Genomic DNA, 12,993 nt, shown 5'->3' on the forward strand with positions numbered 1-12,993 from the left:
GTTCGGCGTCAAGTGGGTGTGGGTTCGTTGCTCGTCATGGTCGCGACGGTCGTTTCGTCAGGAGGCGCTCCGATGTGGATTGAGAGCATCATCATGCCGCGCGAGGACGACTCGGAGCCCTACGTCCCGGCACCACAGCGGGACCGGCGCAGCGGGCTCGCGGCGGCGTTGGACGAGAGCCGCAAGCTGCGCGACAGGGTGCAACGCTTCGTGAGCGCCCACGACTTGTCGGACGGCGTGAGGTGGCTCAGCGAGCCTGGCCTCCTGCCCGTCATCACCATCCACTGCACGGACTTCGCGCTGGCGAAGCTGCGCGAAGCCGCGGATTTCGTGGTGGGCTGCGCGGCGCCCATCGACGTCTACCCCGCGCTGGTCGGCGCGCAGGGACAGGTGGCCCCCGAGGCCCTGCTCACCTCGGCGGTGTCACACCTGCAGCGCCGCGTGTAGGGCCGCCTCACGGCGTGGGGATGCGCCGGTAGCGCGCGGCGCAGAGCTGATAGACGGCGTAGGCCACCAGTCCCAACGCCACCAGGCCCAGCAGCCAGGGTCCGAAGGGCTGACGCGCCAACGTGCCCAGCGCTTCACCCAGGCCACCCGCCTCTCCCGGGTCCGCGCGCAGCGCCGCCTGGATGAAGAACCAACCCACCAGCAGGAACACCACGCCGCGCGCCGCGACACCGGCCCTGCAGATGCGCTCCACCCAGGTCCGCCGGCGCGCGGCCAGTCCGGACAGGGTCAGCTCCTCCAACATGCGTCCCTTCCAGGCCTGGTAGAGCTGGTACCCGGCGAACGCCATCACCGACAGGCCCACCATGACGACCAGCACCTGGCCAAAGGGCTGGGACAGCAGCCTGGCGGTGAGCCCCTGATTGCCGCCGCCACCACCACCACCCTGGCCGCGAAGGAGATTGAAGGCCGTGAGCGCGAGACTGGCGTGAATCACGCCGCTGCCCGCCATGCCCACGCGCGCCGCGATGCCCTTTCCGGAGCGGCCCCTGTCCTCCAAGTCCCAGGCGGCTTGGGCGAAACGCCACAGCGCGAAGGCCACCAGGCCCACCCCTAGCATCACCAGCAACACCGAGCCGAAGGGCTGGCGGGCCACCTCCTCCACCGCGCCATGGGTGTCCGTCGCCTGGCCTCCTTCACCCGCGGCCAGCATCAACGCCAGCACCCCAATCACCGCGTAGACCGCCGCGCGCGCGGCGAAGCCCACGCGGGCCGCCCACTCCACGCCGCTCCGGCCCGCGCCCTGCCCCGCCCGAGCCATCCGCTGGAGGTCGGGCCGGCGCAATGTCCCCGTCGCCATGTGTCCTCGTTCCTTTCCAGTGCTCCCGCCACGTCCGCGAGGGAACGATGTACATGGACGCGTCGGAGCCCAACGACCGCTCGCCCGGATGCCCGCCCAGGACACCGGGGCGCTTGTCTTGTCATTGGAGCGAGGACAGCTCAGCCGAAGCGCGCCTGGAACGCGCGCAGATTGGGTCCATCCCCACCGCGCTCGTAGACGGCGAAGACGACCTGGTCAAAGGCGCCCGGGAGCGAGGCCAATCCCAGCGCGAAGGCCTCCGCGACCTCCACGGGGTTGTTGCGGAACACGCCGCATCCCCAGGCGCCGAGCACCAGGGTGCGGTGCCCATGGTGCGCGGCGACACGGAGCACCTTCAGGGCCCGCGCATCCAGCACCTTGCGGATGCGTCCTCCCATGTCCCGGTCACGCGACAGCGCCACGCCTGCGTTGGGCGCGGGCGCCGTGAGGATGGACACCTGGAAGGGCTGCTCCAGCAACGTCAGGCCCTCATCCCGGAAGAACGGCACGTCCGGCGAATAGATGAGGTGGTCCGTGTAAAGGGGCGACCGGTCCGCGCGGTTGACGTCGTAGTACTCGCGCTGCGTGAGCAAGCACGGGTACAGCGCCGAGCAGCGCGCCAGGTCCTCTTCCTGTGCCTTCGCGCCGCCCAGGAAACCACCTCCGGGGTTCTTCGCCGACGCGAAGTTGAGCGCGGCCACATGGGACGCGCCCGCCTCCACCAGCCGGCGCGCGGCGGCGCCTGTCTTCTCGGCGGTGACTTCGATTCGAGGCGCCGACGGGTTCGCCGCCGCGGGGAATGACAAGCGCGAGAAGTCACCCGGCCGGTACAGCTCCGTGCCGGAGACCGCGCGCTCCACGGCCTCACCCAATGGGACGCATCGGCCCGAGGGAGCCAGGTACTGACCCCGCTCGATGATGTCCACCGTCTCCTGTCCAATGCCCTTCAACGACATGTGCTGCGTCCTGTCTGTCCGCGCTCACGCGAAGGTGCGCGAGCATTAGTGTAAGAACAACACGAACAGGCCTCGGGCAACCTGACAGGAACCGCGCGCGATGCGGCTCAGTCGCAGCCGACGCGCTGCGTGCTCACCACGACGTTGTCAATCCACGTCTCGGAGCCGGACGCACCCAGCGGGTGGACGAAGCCGTAGCCCACGGAGAAGTTGTTGAAGGCGCGCATGCCGATGTTGGTGAAGTCGTGCGCCAGCGTGCCGTCCACGTAGACGCGGGTGTTGCCATGCGTGCTCGACGTGCTGTCGCGGCGGACCTCCCACTCCAGGCACACCCAACGCCCCGCCGACATGCCCAGTTGGACGGGCTCGGGCTGGCGGTTCCATCCCTGCCCTTCGCGGAAGGACCAGTCATCCAGCGCGAAGCCGCTGTCCTGCATGACCTGGAGCTCGAAGCCACCAAAGTCCGCGCCGAAGTTGGACAGCACGAAGAAGGTGCCCATCTGCCCGAACGCCCCTGGCAGCGAGCGCATGTAGACGTGCGCGCGCACGAAGAGCCGGGTCTCGAAAGCGGGGATGCGCTTCTCCCACTGCGCGATGGCCTTGCCGGCCCGCTGCCGCTCGTCGTGTCCATCCTCGGTGAGGACGTGCAGCGCGCCCGGGCCGTTGCGCGTCCGCGTGCTGTCCACCTGGACGGAGGCGTTCTCCGCGCTGGCCGTCCATCCGTTGGTGTCGTTGCCGCTGTCGAACAACTCGCAGAGAAGCGCGTTGGAAGGACAGGTGCCGGGCTCGGTGCTGGGCCCCGGGTTGTCGTCGCCCGCGTCGGTGCCGGAGTCCGTTCCCATATGGGTGCCCGCGTCGGTGCCCGCGTCATTGCCAGGAGGGTTCTCGTCACCATCATCCGAGCACGCCGGCAGCACACCCAGTGAAAGCACCGCGAGGGGAAGCAGGAAAGACTGCTTGAGACGCATAGGTTCAGGTATCCGGACAGGCCCGCGGGGCCGGGCATGCGCTGAGGGGACGCGGTCGGCCGGGCTCCCCGGACCGGTGCCGACCTTCACGAATCCCTATCACTCGCAGTGCCTGCGGGTCACCTGGGCAGGGCCGACCCAGGGGGCGGCTGGGGGAGCACGCCCGACCTTCTCCGACCTGCATCCGAATTCATGGCGAACGGCGCCGGAGTCGTGCAGGAATCCGCGCCATGAAACTCTTCTACTCCCCTGGCGCCTGTTCGCTGTCGCCCCACATCATCCTGCGTGAGGGCGGCTTCTCCTTCACCACCGAGAAGGTGGACATCCGCGCCAAGAAGACGGCGGCGGGCGAGGACTTCCTCGCCATCAACCCCAAGGGCTATGTCCCGGCGCTCCAGTTGGATGACGGCAGCCTGCTGACAGAGGGCCCCGCCATCGTCCAGTTCCTCGCCGACCAGGTCCCCGACAAGAAGCTGGCCCCGGCCAACGGCACGCTGGAGCGCTACCGCCTCCAGGAGATGCTCAACTTCATCTCCACCGAGATTCACAAGGGCTTCAGCCCCCTGTTCAACCCGGCGTTCCCGGATGAAGGCAAGCGACTGACGCGTGAGCGGCTCGCGCAGCGCCTGGGCGTGCTGGAGGCGGTGGTGGCCAAGCAGGCGTTCCTGCTGGGCGACCAGTTCACCGTGGCGGACGCGTACCTCTTCACGACGCTCAACTGGGCCGGGCACACGAAGGTGGACCTGGAGCCCTTCCCCGCGCTGCGCGCCTATCACGCCCGCGTGGCGGACCGGCCCTCCGTACAGGAGGCCCTGAAGGCGGAAGGCCTCGCGAAGTGACGGCGGCCTTCGTCAAGCTGCTCGTCACGGACAGCGCGCGCTCGGTGGCCTTCTATGAAGCGCTGGGCTTCACGCGCGTGAGCGCCGAGCCCCCCTTCGTCCACCTCCGGTGGGCGGAGGCCCTGGACGTGTACCTGGTCACCCCGCCGCCGCAGCTGAAGCTGGAAGGCCGACGCGGCACGGGGGTGCTCGTCGGCCTCCGCGCCGAGGCGCCCCACAGCCTGGACGAGGTGCTCCTGCGGGCCCAGGCCCTGGGCGCCGCCGTGGACGGCCCCACGGTTCAGCCCTGGTACACCCGGGAGCTCATCGTCACCGACCCGGACGGCTACCGGCTGAACTTCATCGAGCCGGCGTAGCCGCGCTTCACCGCGGGCCAGGGCGCGCGGCCTTCACCCGAGGCCGCCGCCCTGCGTCCCAGCGCCACCGCTCGTCGAACCGCTTGCCCTCGAGAGGCGACGTCCGGCAGGCCCCCTCCCGAGCGGCTTCGGCTCACAGGGGAGCCGGACAGGTCCGGGGCATGGAAGCGACGGCCCTCGCCAGTTACGGTGCGGGCCTCCGCTCCCGTCTCATGGAATCCCGCGTCGCCGCCCTCTTCGCCCACGTGCGCGAGCACGCCGAGAATCGCCCAGGCATCTACCGGATGCTGGGGCCTTCGGACGAAGTGCTCTACGTGGGCAAGTCCGTGCGGGTGCGCACGCGGCTCTTGTCGTACTTCCGCGCGCAAGCGCACGAGAAGGCGGCGGAAATCATCGCCCACGCGCACCGCATCGTCTGGGAGTACACGCCCAGCGAGTTCGCCGCGCTGTTGCGCGAGTTCCGCCTCATCAAGTCACAGCGCCCCCTCTACAACGTGGAGCACAAGCGAGACCGGGGCCACTGCTTCATCCACCTCACGCGTGAACCCGTCCCCCGGCTGCGCGTGGTGGGCCGCGCCAGCGGCGAGAGCGGCGACTACTACGGGCCGTTCCACGGCCGGAGCGCCGTGTCCGACGTGGTGCGCGCGGTGAGTGACTTGATGGAGCTGCGCGACTGCGCGGCGGACACGCCCATGCGCCTGGCGGACCAGGGCCAGCTCTTCCCGCTGAAGCAGGAGCCGTTGTGCATGCGCGGGCAGCTCTCGCGCTGCCTGGCGCCCTGCGCCGGCGGCTGTACTCGCGCGGAGTACGACGCGCGCGTCGCCCAGGCCCGCGCCTTCCTCGAAGGAACGTCCGACACGCCGCTGACGCTGCTGCGTGAGCGAATGGCGCTGGCGGCCCGCAGGCTCCAGTTCGAATACGCCGCGGAGCTGCGGGACAGGGCGGAGCGGCTGGAACTGATGCGCGGCTGGGTGGTGGAGCTGAGCCGGATGCTCAAGCGCCTCTCTTTCGTCTACACGGTGCCCGGCCATGGCGGCGATGACCGCGTCTACGTGGTGCGCCGGGGCAGCGTGCGCGCGGAGCTGCCCGCGCCCGTCACGCTTGAGCAGCAGCAGGCGCTGGAGGCGAAGGCCCGTGAAATCCTCGAGCGGCCCGAGCCGGAGACGCTGGGCTTCCGTGCACACGAAGCGCAGGAGGTGATGCTCATCGCCCGCTGGTTCCGCCTGCACCCCGAGGAGCTTCTTGAAAGGCCCTACCAACTGGTAGGGCCTTTTTGTTTAACACGGGCCTCGCGATGAACATCGCGGGGCCTTCGTGCTTAGGCCCCTGAATCACAAGGGATTTCTCCTCGCGGTGCTGAAGAGGGCTCTCTCGGCTCGCTACCCCGCAGAGCGAGATGTCCCCTCTTCTCCGCCGCCAACTGGGCTCTCTGGAGCGCTCTTTCACCCATTTTGGGGAGAGAGAGGCCGAGAGTGGTTAACAGTTTTGTTAACCACCGCAGGCGACCGATTCTGACAATCCCTGGCTTTCGATGTCGTACCTTCCAGGGTTGCTCCGTTTCCCTGTCTCCAGGGCCGCCCGGAGCCCTTCGACGACGGTCCAGCCCCATGCGGCTGTTAACCGAGAGAGAAAAACGCAGCAGGTATTTACCGGGTACTCGCGATTTCGTCGCGCGGCGCAGACTCCCCGAGACGACTCTCAGAACCTCTTGGCCGAGTCCTCAGCACGGCCCCCTGCCCCGCCTCTCAGTTCTTGCCCGCGCGCCGTAGTGGCTCCGAGGGGGGGACCTTCAGGGCAAGGAAGACGGCCCGAGGATGCGCTCGCGTTCGCTGGCTCCTGTGCCGAGCCGTCCATTGGCCACGGAGAAGAAGTCCGCCGCGTCCGGCCCACGGCTGCGCTGGTCCGCCGAGGAGGAGCTGCGCTGCCGCTTGGCACGAGCGGCAGCGTGTGAACGAGCACGTCGCGAGCGCCATCGTGAGGGCCGTCGAATCCAGACAGGTTGCCGTGCTCGACTTCCTGCTCAGCCCCGAGCTGAAGCCCGTGACGCTCACCCAGAAGCTCGATTCCTTCCGCCACGACCAGGCGATGAAGGGTGGCTGGAGGGGCGTGGTGCTCTGGCGCTCGCGGAACTCGCACCTGTTCTTGCCCTGGAGGGACCTGAGCAAGCGGGACAAGCTCCGGCTGAGGGCCATGGCCACCCGCGTCGTCGAGGCGGAGCCCTCGAAGGTCTTTCTTCGCCACGACGTCCGAGGATGGACCGTTGCCTGAAACGACGAAGGGCCCGTGTGTGTGCACGAGCCCTCGTGGAACGTCACCCGCGCGCGGCGCCGGTCAGAACTGCCCGGCGCGCGCCTGCTCGAAGGGCACGCGGTGCTTCAGGTACATCGTGTCCATCATGTGGTTGCCGATGAGGTTCAGGTTGCCGTCCGTGAAGCGGTGCACCACGGCGCCCTTGCCCGCGCATAAGAGGAATGGGGGCCCTGTTGAGGGGGAGGGAGGGTGCAGAGGGGCCGAGGAGGGCCGCTGACGGGGCCGCCCGAGCGATGCTCCTGGCCGGTGGACAGGCCGCTTGAGCCCCCTTGGGGCACACGCCTGCCCAGGCCGGCGCGCGCCATCAGCCAGGCCGAGCACACGGGGCTCATGCTGGAGGCCACCACGGACACCGTCTTCGTGGGCAGCCCCACCTCGGGGACCAATGGGGACATCACCCGGGCGCTGCTGCCGGGCGGAGTCGTCTTCACCTTCACCGGGCAGGCCGTGCTTCACGGCGACGGGCGCCAGCTCCAGAAGAAGGGGCTGGAGCCCCACGTGAAGGTGCGGCCCACCCTCGCGGGCCTCCAGGCGGGCCTGGGACGAGCTGCTGGAGCGCGCCCTCCAGGTGCTGCGTGAAGAGACCGCTCCGAAGGCGGCGACGCGCAAGGAGTGAGCCGCGTCCCGGGCCTGACTCCGGACGGGGCACGCGCGACTCGACGCGTGCCCCGCTCGAAGTGTCACTTCAGGTAGCCGGATTGCTGGATGAAGGCCTTCACGGCGGCGACGTCGGAGTAGTCGAGCTGAATCATCTCCCGGAGGGCCACGCGCTTGTCGGGGGCCTGCTCGTGGTAGCGCCGGGCGATTTCGTAACCCACGTAGTAGCCGACGTCCGACACGCCGAAGGTGTTGGTGGGCGCGTTGTAGAGCCAGTCCTTCAGGGAGTCGCCGTCCATCTGCGCCACGAAGTGCGCCCGGATGGCGTCGGCGTGCGCGGGGCCGTAGCGGTACATCTCCAGCGCGGGCCGCTTGCCGGTGACCTGCTCGGCGACGAACTCCGCCACGCCCTCGTAGGCGACCCGCGAGGCGAGCACGTCCGCCATGTCGCGCTGCTGGGTGTGGACGTACTCGTGGATGTTGTTCTGGCCGTTGTTCTCGCGGGGGCGTGTCGCGAAGAAGGCGCCCAGGCGGGTGCGCATCGGCTCGGGGAATTCGGACACGTCCACCGTCTCGTCCGTCAGCGCGATCTCCGCGCCGATGAGCACCTGTCGGCCCAGGGTCGTCCCCCCTGTCCGCATCGCGCCGATGGCGTAGGTGATGGTGGCGGGCTGGAGCTCGGGGTACAGGCGTCGGAAGGTGGCGAGGTCCTTCTCCAGTGACGAGGCCGCGCTCCGGGCGTGCGAGGTCAGCGGGCGGACGGAAGCCCAGTACTTGGGATAGCGGGTGATGACGTCGGCGAAGGACTGGGCGGTGTAGTCGCGCGCCTGCATCAACGCATGCAGCCCGGGAGTGCCGGGGTCGATGTAGAGGCGCTGGATGATGGCGGCGCGCTCGGCCACGTCCTCGGTCGCCATCGCCGCGTCATGGGCCACCCAGAAACGGTCGATGTCCTCCGTCACCACGGAGGTGGGCGATGCGGCGGGGGTGCTCGGAAGGGCTGTCTCGGGCGGCTTCAACGTGGGGGCACACCCCACCAGGAGGGCCGTCAGTACCGCTGTTCTCCACTGCATTCGGTGCTCCAGATATCCCCCCAGGCGTCGTCACCCCTACATCAGGGCCGCCGTGCATCCCAGGGACATGGCGCGCCGTGGACGCGGTTTGTGGCGGCTGTGTCAGGAGTTTCATGTTCTGCTGGCATGCGACCCTGGATGGCGCATGGCGAGAAGCAAGCGGATGCTGCTGTTGAGTCTGTGTGCATGGATGTCCTGCTTCGCTTGTGGCGATTCCAATTCGGACGACGCGTGTGACGGCAATCCGCCCGGTGGGGCCTCGGCCGTCGTGTGTCGGGATGGGTGCAGCTACCAATGCGGGAGGCAGTGCGCGGACGTCTGCGCCGCGGCAGGGTGTTGGTCCTGCTCGGCCGGGACGTGGACGAATACTCGAAAGAAAGCTGGGTGAGCGAATGGTCCAGCAGCGACCGGCAGGACGGCATGGACCGACGGGTGAGGCAGGAGCCGCCAAGCGCACTTGCCGACACGAACCTGCAGCCCCTGGCTCTGCCGTGACGAGCCTTCGTGTCAACCGCCGCCGCTCCACTGCACCGGACGCTCGCGAATACCACGAGGCCAACCGCTCGTTCGGCCCATCTCAATTGATCGACCGCATGCCGCTGCAGCGAAGCTCCGCCTCCACGTAGAATTGGGAAAGCGAATGCTCTCGAAGCGCCTGGCGCGAGCGCATGTAGCGATATGCTCGAACAAAGGGCAGGCACACTGAATCCCCGACTCGCACCTGAGACTCCTCAAGCCTCGCGCGAGGCACCCACCGTCCACCCAACCTACGCACCAGCACCTCCCCCAAGAACGCCCCAACAAGTGGCACCGTCGACTCATCAATTTTCCAGCGCTCAAACGACTCCGGAAAGTTCTCCTCCCAGAAGTGCGCATCAATATCCGCAAGCGACTCGGGAGTTGATTCAAAGACGGACGGAACCGGCACATGCAGCAACGCAACCAGGTATTCCGCAAGAAGCGAATAGTGCTCAACGACGCCCTCAAAATCCTCGACATCACAGCTTGAGGCTGCCTCGGCCGGAAGCCACTCCTCCATCTGCTGAGCACGAACTGCATCTACCGTCACCAACTGCTGAACCAACCCCTGAAGCTGTTGAATCTCTCCCTCCGCAGTCTCGGGCTCAGATTCAAGAATCTCAATGACGCGCAAGTAGGTCGCACGAGCATCAGAGATGAGCCCCAGCTCGTGCTGCACTTTGGCGATTCTCTTGAGAAGCAGCGCTAGAACATTTGTATACTCAATTGCGCCCTTCAACTCCCGCACTGCCAAAAGGAGCGCATCCGGCGCAGTCGGGTAGCCCTCCTTTCCCATCTCACAAGCATCCCAACAAGCTGCGATGGCACAAGCAGTCCGCTCCTGAAAATCCACATCCATCGCATCAGGCACTGGATGCAAGACATGCCCTTTGGCCATCAGACGGGCATCATTCTCGCGACCGATCACGCCAGTGAGTTCCTCAGCCAACTCAGCAGGCCGAGCAATGAGACTGAACGCGGGGGAGCCGTCCTGAGTCACTTGGGGCGCGATGCCGCTTATTCGAGCGACACGTACACGAGATGCCGGAATCTGTTTGTACTCCTCCGCCGTGTCGCGATTCCAGAACGAATGAAATCTCAGCTCCCGAAGAAGACGTGGGGACTGCTCCTCCATCGCATCCAAGCACCGATAAACATCACAACACGAGAGGTCCAGCCCACGCATATATGTCAACAACGGCTCCACGATACGGCTGTATCATTCCGAGCTGCGTGCGAGCCCCATAAAGGCCGAAGCAAGCACTTTTCCGCCATACAGTCGCGCAGCAGTCTGGTCCGCCTGCAGCCTACTCAGACGCAAATCATAGCCAGCAAGTTCGACCTGCATTACGGCACAGGGCCGCGCAACCCAAAACAGTGGGTTCAAGATTGGATACTTGATGAGCGCCATCGCCCCCATCAGCGAGGACTCTCCACGACTCTTGATGGCCAGCAATCGAAAGTCCCGTGACGAAACCGGCAATATGACTGAGCGACCAACGCCTTCATCTCACTGCTCGACAACTCCTTCACGAGGGGGAACCCAAGTAAAAGGGTTCGTTCACCGCGCCCGGCGAGTACCTCCCACAGCGGTCCGACCTCGGTGACGCCAATACTTGGGGCTGCCAGCATTATCACCTTATCCACCATCCGCATTCCCATCGCATCCGCGACCTCGGCGAGCGTCGCAAACAACCGAGGTTCGTCTGCTTTGGTAACAGGCCGCCCAAGAAATCGATCCGGAGGGAAGAGGTTGCGGCCCCGGAGCATTGAAAGCAGCGAGACAGCCCCAGTCGCCGACGCAGCCAGGAGAACATTGACAGAAGGTGACGACACTCGTGTCGCCTCGTACAGCACTACGCCAACGGAGATCGCAAGGACCAAAGGGAGCAAGGCACAGATGAGCGCGCTCACGGACCAAACACTCAGCCTGAGTAGCCGTCGGAGCCAGGCGCGCTGAAGTATCTTCTCATCGAGTCGGGCCTGCGCCTCGGCCGCAGACAAATGCGCCCCCTCAAGGCGCAAGAACAGAGCATTGATTGCCAGCAGCACACGTGGCATCACCAGGACGCCGATCCCTAAACCGAGGTTCGTGAATCTCGATCAGGTTGGAGGGCAAGCGGGCGCGGAGCGAGCGGGAAGAATGGGCAGGGGCACCTCCCGTTCGGCTCTGTGTGCGCAGAAAGCCTGAGAGCGAAAAGGCCCTGCCCGAAGGCAAAGGTAGGCAGTGGTTGAAGAGGAAGCAGCGACAGGCGCTGCTTCGGTGGGCAATCAAGAGCGGCTGCCCGCTCACCTATCGGAGGTGCCTGGCGGTGGCGGCCGTGGGGCGTGGAGCGTCGTGCCACGCCACCGCCCGGACATTGGAGTGTGCCACTTCGACAGTGGTGGTGGCGGTCCGGCGCTACCGGGAGGGTGGACGCCAGTCTCTTCGAGACAGGCGGGAGGGAAACGGACGCGCCAAGGTGGACGAGCGCTTCCGCGAGCGGCTCATCCGCGTGCTGGAGGGGACGCCCGAGGACTGGGGCTGGTGTCGTCCTACTTGGACTCGCGAGTTGCTGTGCCAAGAGTTGGCCCGCCGAGGCCTGGCCCGCGTGTCCGTGGCGACCATGGGGCGCACGCTCGCCTCGCTCGGTGCCCGGCTCAAGGCGGCCAAGCCCATTGTCGAGTGTCCATGGCACAGCTGGAAGCGACGACGTCGACTCCATGAGTTGAGGTGTCTCGAGGTGTATGGGCCCGCCAAGGAGCCCGTCCTCCATGTCGACGAGGTCGACATCCACCTCAACCCCAAGGTGGGGCGCGACTGGTGTCTGCCCGGACAGCGCCGGGTGGTGGTGACGCCGGGCAACAACCAGAAGCGTTACTTGGCCGGAGCACTCAACACACGCACGGGGAAACTGACGTGGGTGGAAGGCACGTCCAAGGCGAGCTTCCTCTTCATCCAACTGCTCTGGCGCCTGGCGAGTGAATACCGACGAGCCCGCCGCATCCACCTCGTCCTCGACAACGCCTCGGTGCATTCCAGCAAGAAGACGCTCAAGGCCCTGGCGCAACTCCGCGGGCGCTTCGTCCTCCACTTCCTGCCGCCATACTGCCCCCAGGGCAATCGCATCGAGCGGGTGTGGCTTGACTTGCACGCCAACGTCACTCGCAATCACCGCTGCCGCACCATGGCCCAGCCCATGCCCGCGTGCATGCCTACCTTACCGCTCGCAATGCCCAGCGCTCCGCCAGTCCATCCCTGCGTCGAGCCGACCTCAGGCGCACCTCCTGAGGTCGTTCGAGAATCACGATCGTTGGTTTAGCACATGAATCAGCCCACGGACTTGACTGGGTAACTGGCAAAGTCAAATATGGAGGTGAGGCCTTTACTGACCATGTCGCGATACTGATTGAAAGCTATCGGCAACACTCCTCGCCAACGTGCCGCTGCTCTCGCACTCACCTGCATATACGGATGCACGGCGCCCTCTGAGAGAGCCCCTGCCCCCATCGACATTCAGAACGAGGCGGACAGCATCGAATGCCAGAGGGCTCGCACCATCTTCAAAACCGATGCCGAGCGACATAACAACTGCGTAGAAGACGACGACTGCTACATAGAAGACCTCCGCGTGGTCCCCCAAGGATGTTGCTTTTCAACGTCATGGACTTGGCGCCAACGCAGGGAAACCCGTGCTCTTCTCAATACGACCTACATCCAATGCGGCGGTGTGGCGGACTATTACTGCCCCAGGTCATGTACTGCCGCATGCATCGAAGGGAGATGCGTTGGCAGGATTAAGCCTCCAGTCGAAGCACCACCCGCCCCGTAGAGACTGCTCGCAGCTCGTTTGTTCATGAGATGCGCCCACGAAAATTGACCATGTAATTTCTGGGCGCGCCTCCCGACACAGCCACTTCCACCCAGTTCGGAAACCACATCTGGCGACTCACACGCCAGATGTGGTTTTTTCTCCACCACAGGGCTCTATTGAGCACCTCTTTCACCGACTGGAAAGTCCGGTTGCCCGCTACACCCACCCAAACCCGGTCGCCGCGTCACGCGCGCGGCAAGGCCAGCCCGCCAGTG

Annotated in this window: 12 protein-coding genes; 7 read left to right on the top strand and 5 right to left on the bottom strand. The window is 66.3% G+C overall.

Going from position 1 to position 12,993, the window contains the following annotated elements; genetic code table 11:
- The first annotated feature begins 72 nt into the window (after positions 1-72).
- Positions 73-447, top strand: coding sequence for a hypothetical protein (locus tag BHS09_RS31375; RefSeq protein WP_140795092.1), 375 nt, complete (start codon positions 73-75; stop codon positions 445-447).
- Between the two features lie 7 nt (positions 448-454).
- Here BHS09_RS31375 and BHS09_RS31380 read toward each other — a convergent pair whose 3' ends face one another.
- From BHS09_RS31380 to BHS09_RS31390, 3 genes are all read right to left on the bottom strand, one after another.
- Positions 455-1,306, bottom strand: a complete 852-nt coding sequence (locus BHS09_RS31380) for a DUF1206 domain-containing protein (protein ID WP_140795093.1) — start codon at positions 1,304-1,306, stop codon at positions 455-457.
- A 140-nt stretch (positions 1,307-1,446) separates the two neighbouring features.
- The gene (locus BHS09_RS31385; protein ID WP_140795094.1) at positions 1,447-2,262 is read right to left on the bottom strand and encodes a TIGR02452 family protein; all 816 of its coding nucleotides are present in this window, start codon (positions 2,260-2,262) and stop codon (positions 1,447-1,449) included.
- Between the two features lie 107 nt (positions 2,263-2,369).
- A complete protein-coding gene (locus BHS09_RS31390; protein ID WP_140795095.1) occupies positions 2,370-3,230 on the bottom strand; it encodes a hypothetical protein in 861 nt (286 codons plus the stop codon).
- A gap of 230 nt (positions 3,231-3,460) precedes the next feature.
- Here BHS09_RS31390 and gstA point away from each other — a divergent pair, with 230 nt between their 5' ends.
- The 5 genes from gstA (at position 3,461) to BHS09_RS31415 (ending at position 7,314) form a co-directional block, all read left to right on the top strand.
- Complete coding sequence (gstA, locus tag BHS09_RS31395; protein WP_140795096.1) at positions 3,461-4,069, top strand: glutathione transferase GstA; 609 nt, start codon at positions 3,461-3,463, stop codon at positions 4,067-4,069.
- Positions 4,066-4,425 carry a VOC family protein gene (locus BHS09_RS31400; RefSeq protein ID WP_090492103.1) on the top strand — a complete coding sequence of 120 codons (360 nt, stop codon included), beginning with the start codon at positions 4,066-4,068 and terminating at the stop codon, positions 4,423-4,425. Before gstA ends, BHS09_RS31400 begins: the two co-directional genes overlap by 4 nt.
- 212 nt (positions 4,426-4,637) lie before the next feature.
- Positions 4,638-5,723, top strand: a complete 1,086-nt coding sequence (locus BHS09_RS31405) for a GIY-YIG nuclease family protein (RefSeq protein WP_237079926.1) — start codon at positions 4,638-4,640, stop codon at positions 5,721-5,723.
- A 649-nt stretch (positions 5,724-6,372) separates the two neighbouring features.
- A complete protein-coding gene (locus tag BHS09_RS31410) occupies positions 6,373-6,693 on the top strand; it encodes a hypothetical protein (protein WP_140795098.1) in 321 nt (106 codons plus the stop codon).
- A gap of 288 nt (positions 6,694-6,981) precedes the next feature.
- Positions 6,982-7,314, top strand: coding sequence for a S41 family peptidase (locus tag BHS09_RS31415; protein ID WP_237077615.1), 333 nt, complete (start codon positions 6,982-6,984; stop codon positions 7,312-7,314).
- Positions 7,315-7,415: 101 nt separating this feature from the next.
- Here BHS09_RS31415 and BHS09_RS31420 read toward each other — a convergent pair whose 3' ends face one another.
- The gene (locus BHS09_RS31420; RefSeq protein ID WP_140795099.1) at positions 7,416-8,405 is read right to left on the bottom strand and encodes a DUF2268 domain-containing putative Zn-dependent protease; all 990 of its coding nucleotides are present in this window, start codon (positions 8,403-8,405) and stop codon (positions 7,416-7,418) included.
- A gap of 577 nt (positions 8,406-8,982) precedes the next feature.
- The gene (locus BHS09_RS31425) at positions 8,983-10,059 is read right to left on the bottom strand and encodes a hypothetical protein (protein WP_140795100.1); all 1,077 of its coding nucleotides are present in this window, start codon (positions 10,057-10,059) and stop codon (positions 8,983-8,985) included.
- Between the two features lie 1,096 nt (positions 10,060-11,155).
- Between BHS09_RS31425 and BHS09_RS31430 the strand changes: the two genes are divergently transcribed.
- On the top strand, positions 11,156-12,226 hold the full coding sequence (locus BHS09_RS31430; RefSeq protein ID WP_237077616.1) for an IS630 family transposase: 1,071 nt from the start codon (positions 11,156-11,158) through the stop codon (positions 12,224-12,226).
- Positions 12,227-12,993 lie beyond the last annotated feature (767 nt).

The organism is Myxococcus xanthus, assembly GCF_006402735.1.
In the GTDB taxonomy this organism is placed as follows: Bacteria; Myxococcota; Myxococcia; order Myxococcales; family Myxococcaceae; genus Myxococcus; species Myxococcus xanthus_A.

Excerpts from the sequence above, each read along its gene's own strand:
- BHS09_RS31375 (WP_140795092.1), top strand. The coding sequence starts at position 73 with ATGTGGATTGAGAGCATCATCATGCCGCGCGAGGACGACTCGGAGCCC.
- BHS09_RS31380 (WP_140795093.1), bottom strand. The coding sequence starts at position 1,306 with ATGGCGACGGGGACATTGCGCCGGCCCGACCTCCAGCGGATGGCTCGG.
- BHS09_RS31385 (WP_140795094.1), bottom strand. The coding sequence starts at position 2,262 with ATGTCGTTGAAGGGCATTGGACAGGAGACGGTGGACATCATCGAGCGG.
- BHS09_RS31390 (WP_140795095.1), bottom strand. The coding sequence starts at position 3,230 with ATGCGTCTCAAGCAGTCTTTCCTGCTTCCCCTCGCGGTGCTTTCACTG.
- gstA (WP_140795096.1), top strand. The coding sequence starts at position 3,461 with ATGAAACTCTTCTACTCCCCTGGCGCCTGTTCGCTGTCGCCCCACATC.
- BHS09_RS31405 (WP_237079926.1), top strand. The coding sequence starts at position 4,638 with ATGGAATCCCGCGTCGCCGCCCTCTTCGCCCACGTGCGCGAGCACGCC.
- BHS09_RS31420 (WP_140795099.1), bottom strand. The coding sequence starts at position 8,405 with ATGCAGTGGAGAACAGCGGTACTGACGGCCCTCCTGGTGGGGTGTGCC.
- BHS09_RS31425 (WP_140795100.1), bottom strand. The coding sequence starts at position 10,059 with ATGGAGGAGCAGTCCCCACGTCTTCTTCGGGAGCTGAGATTTCATTCG.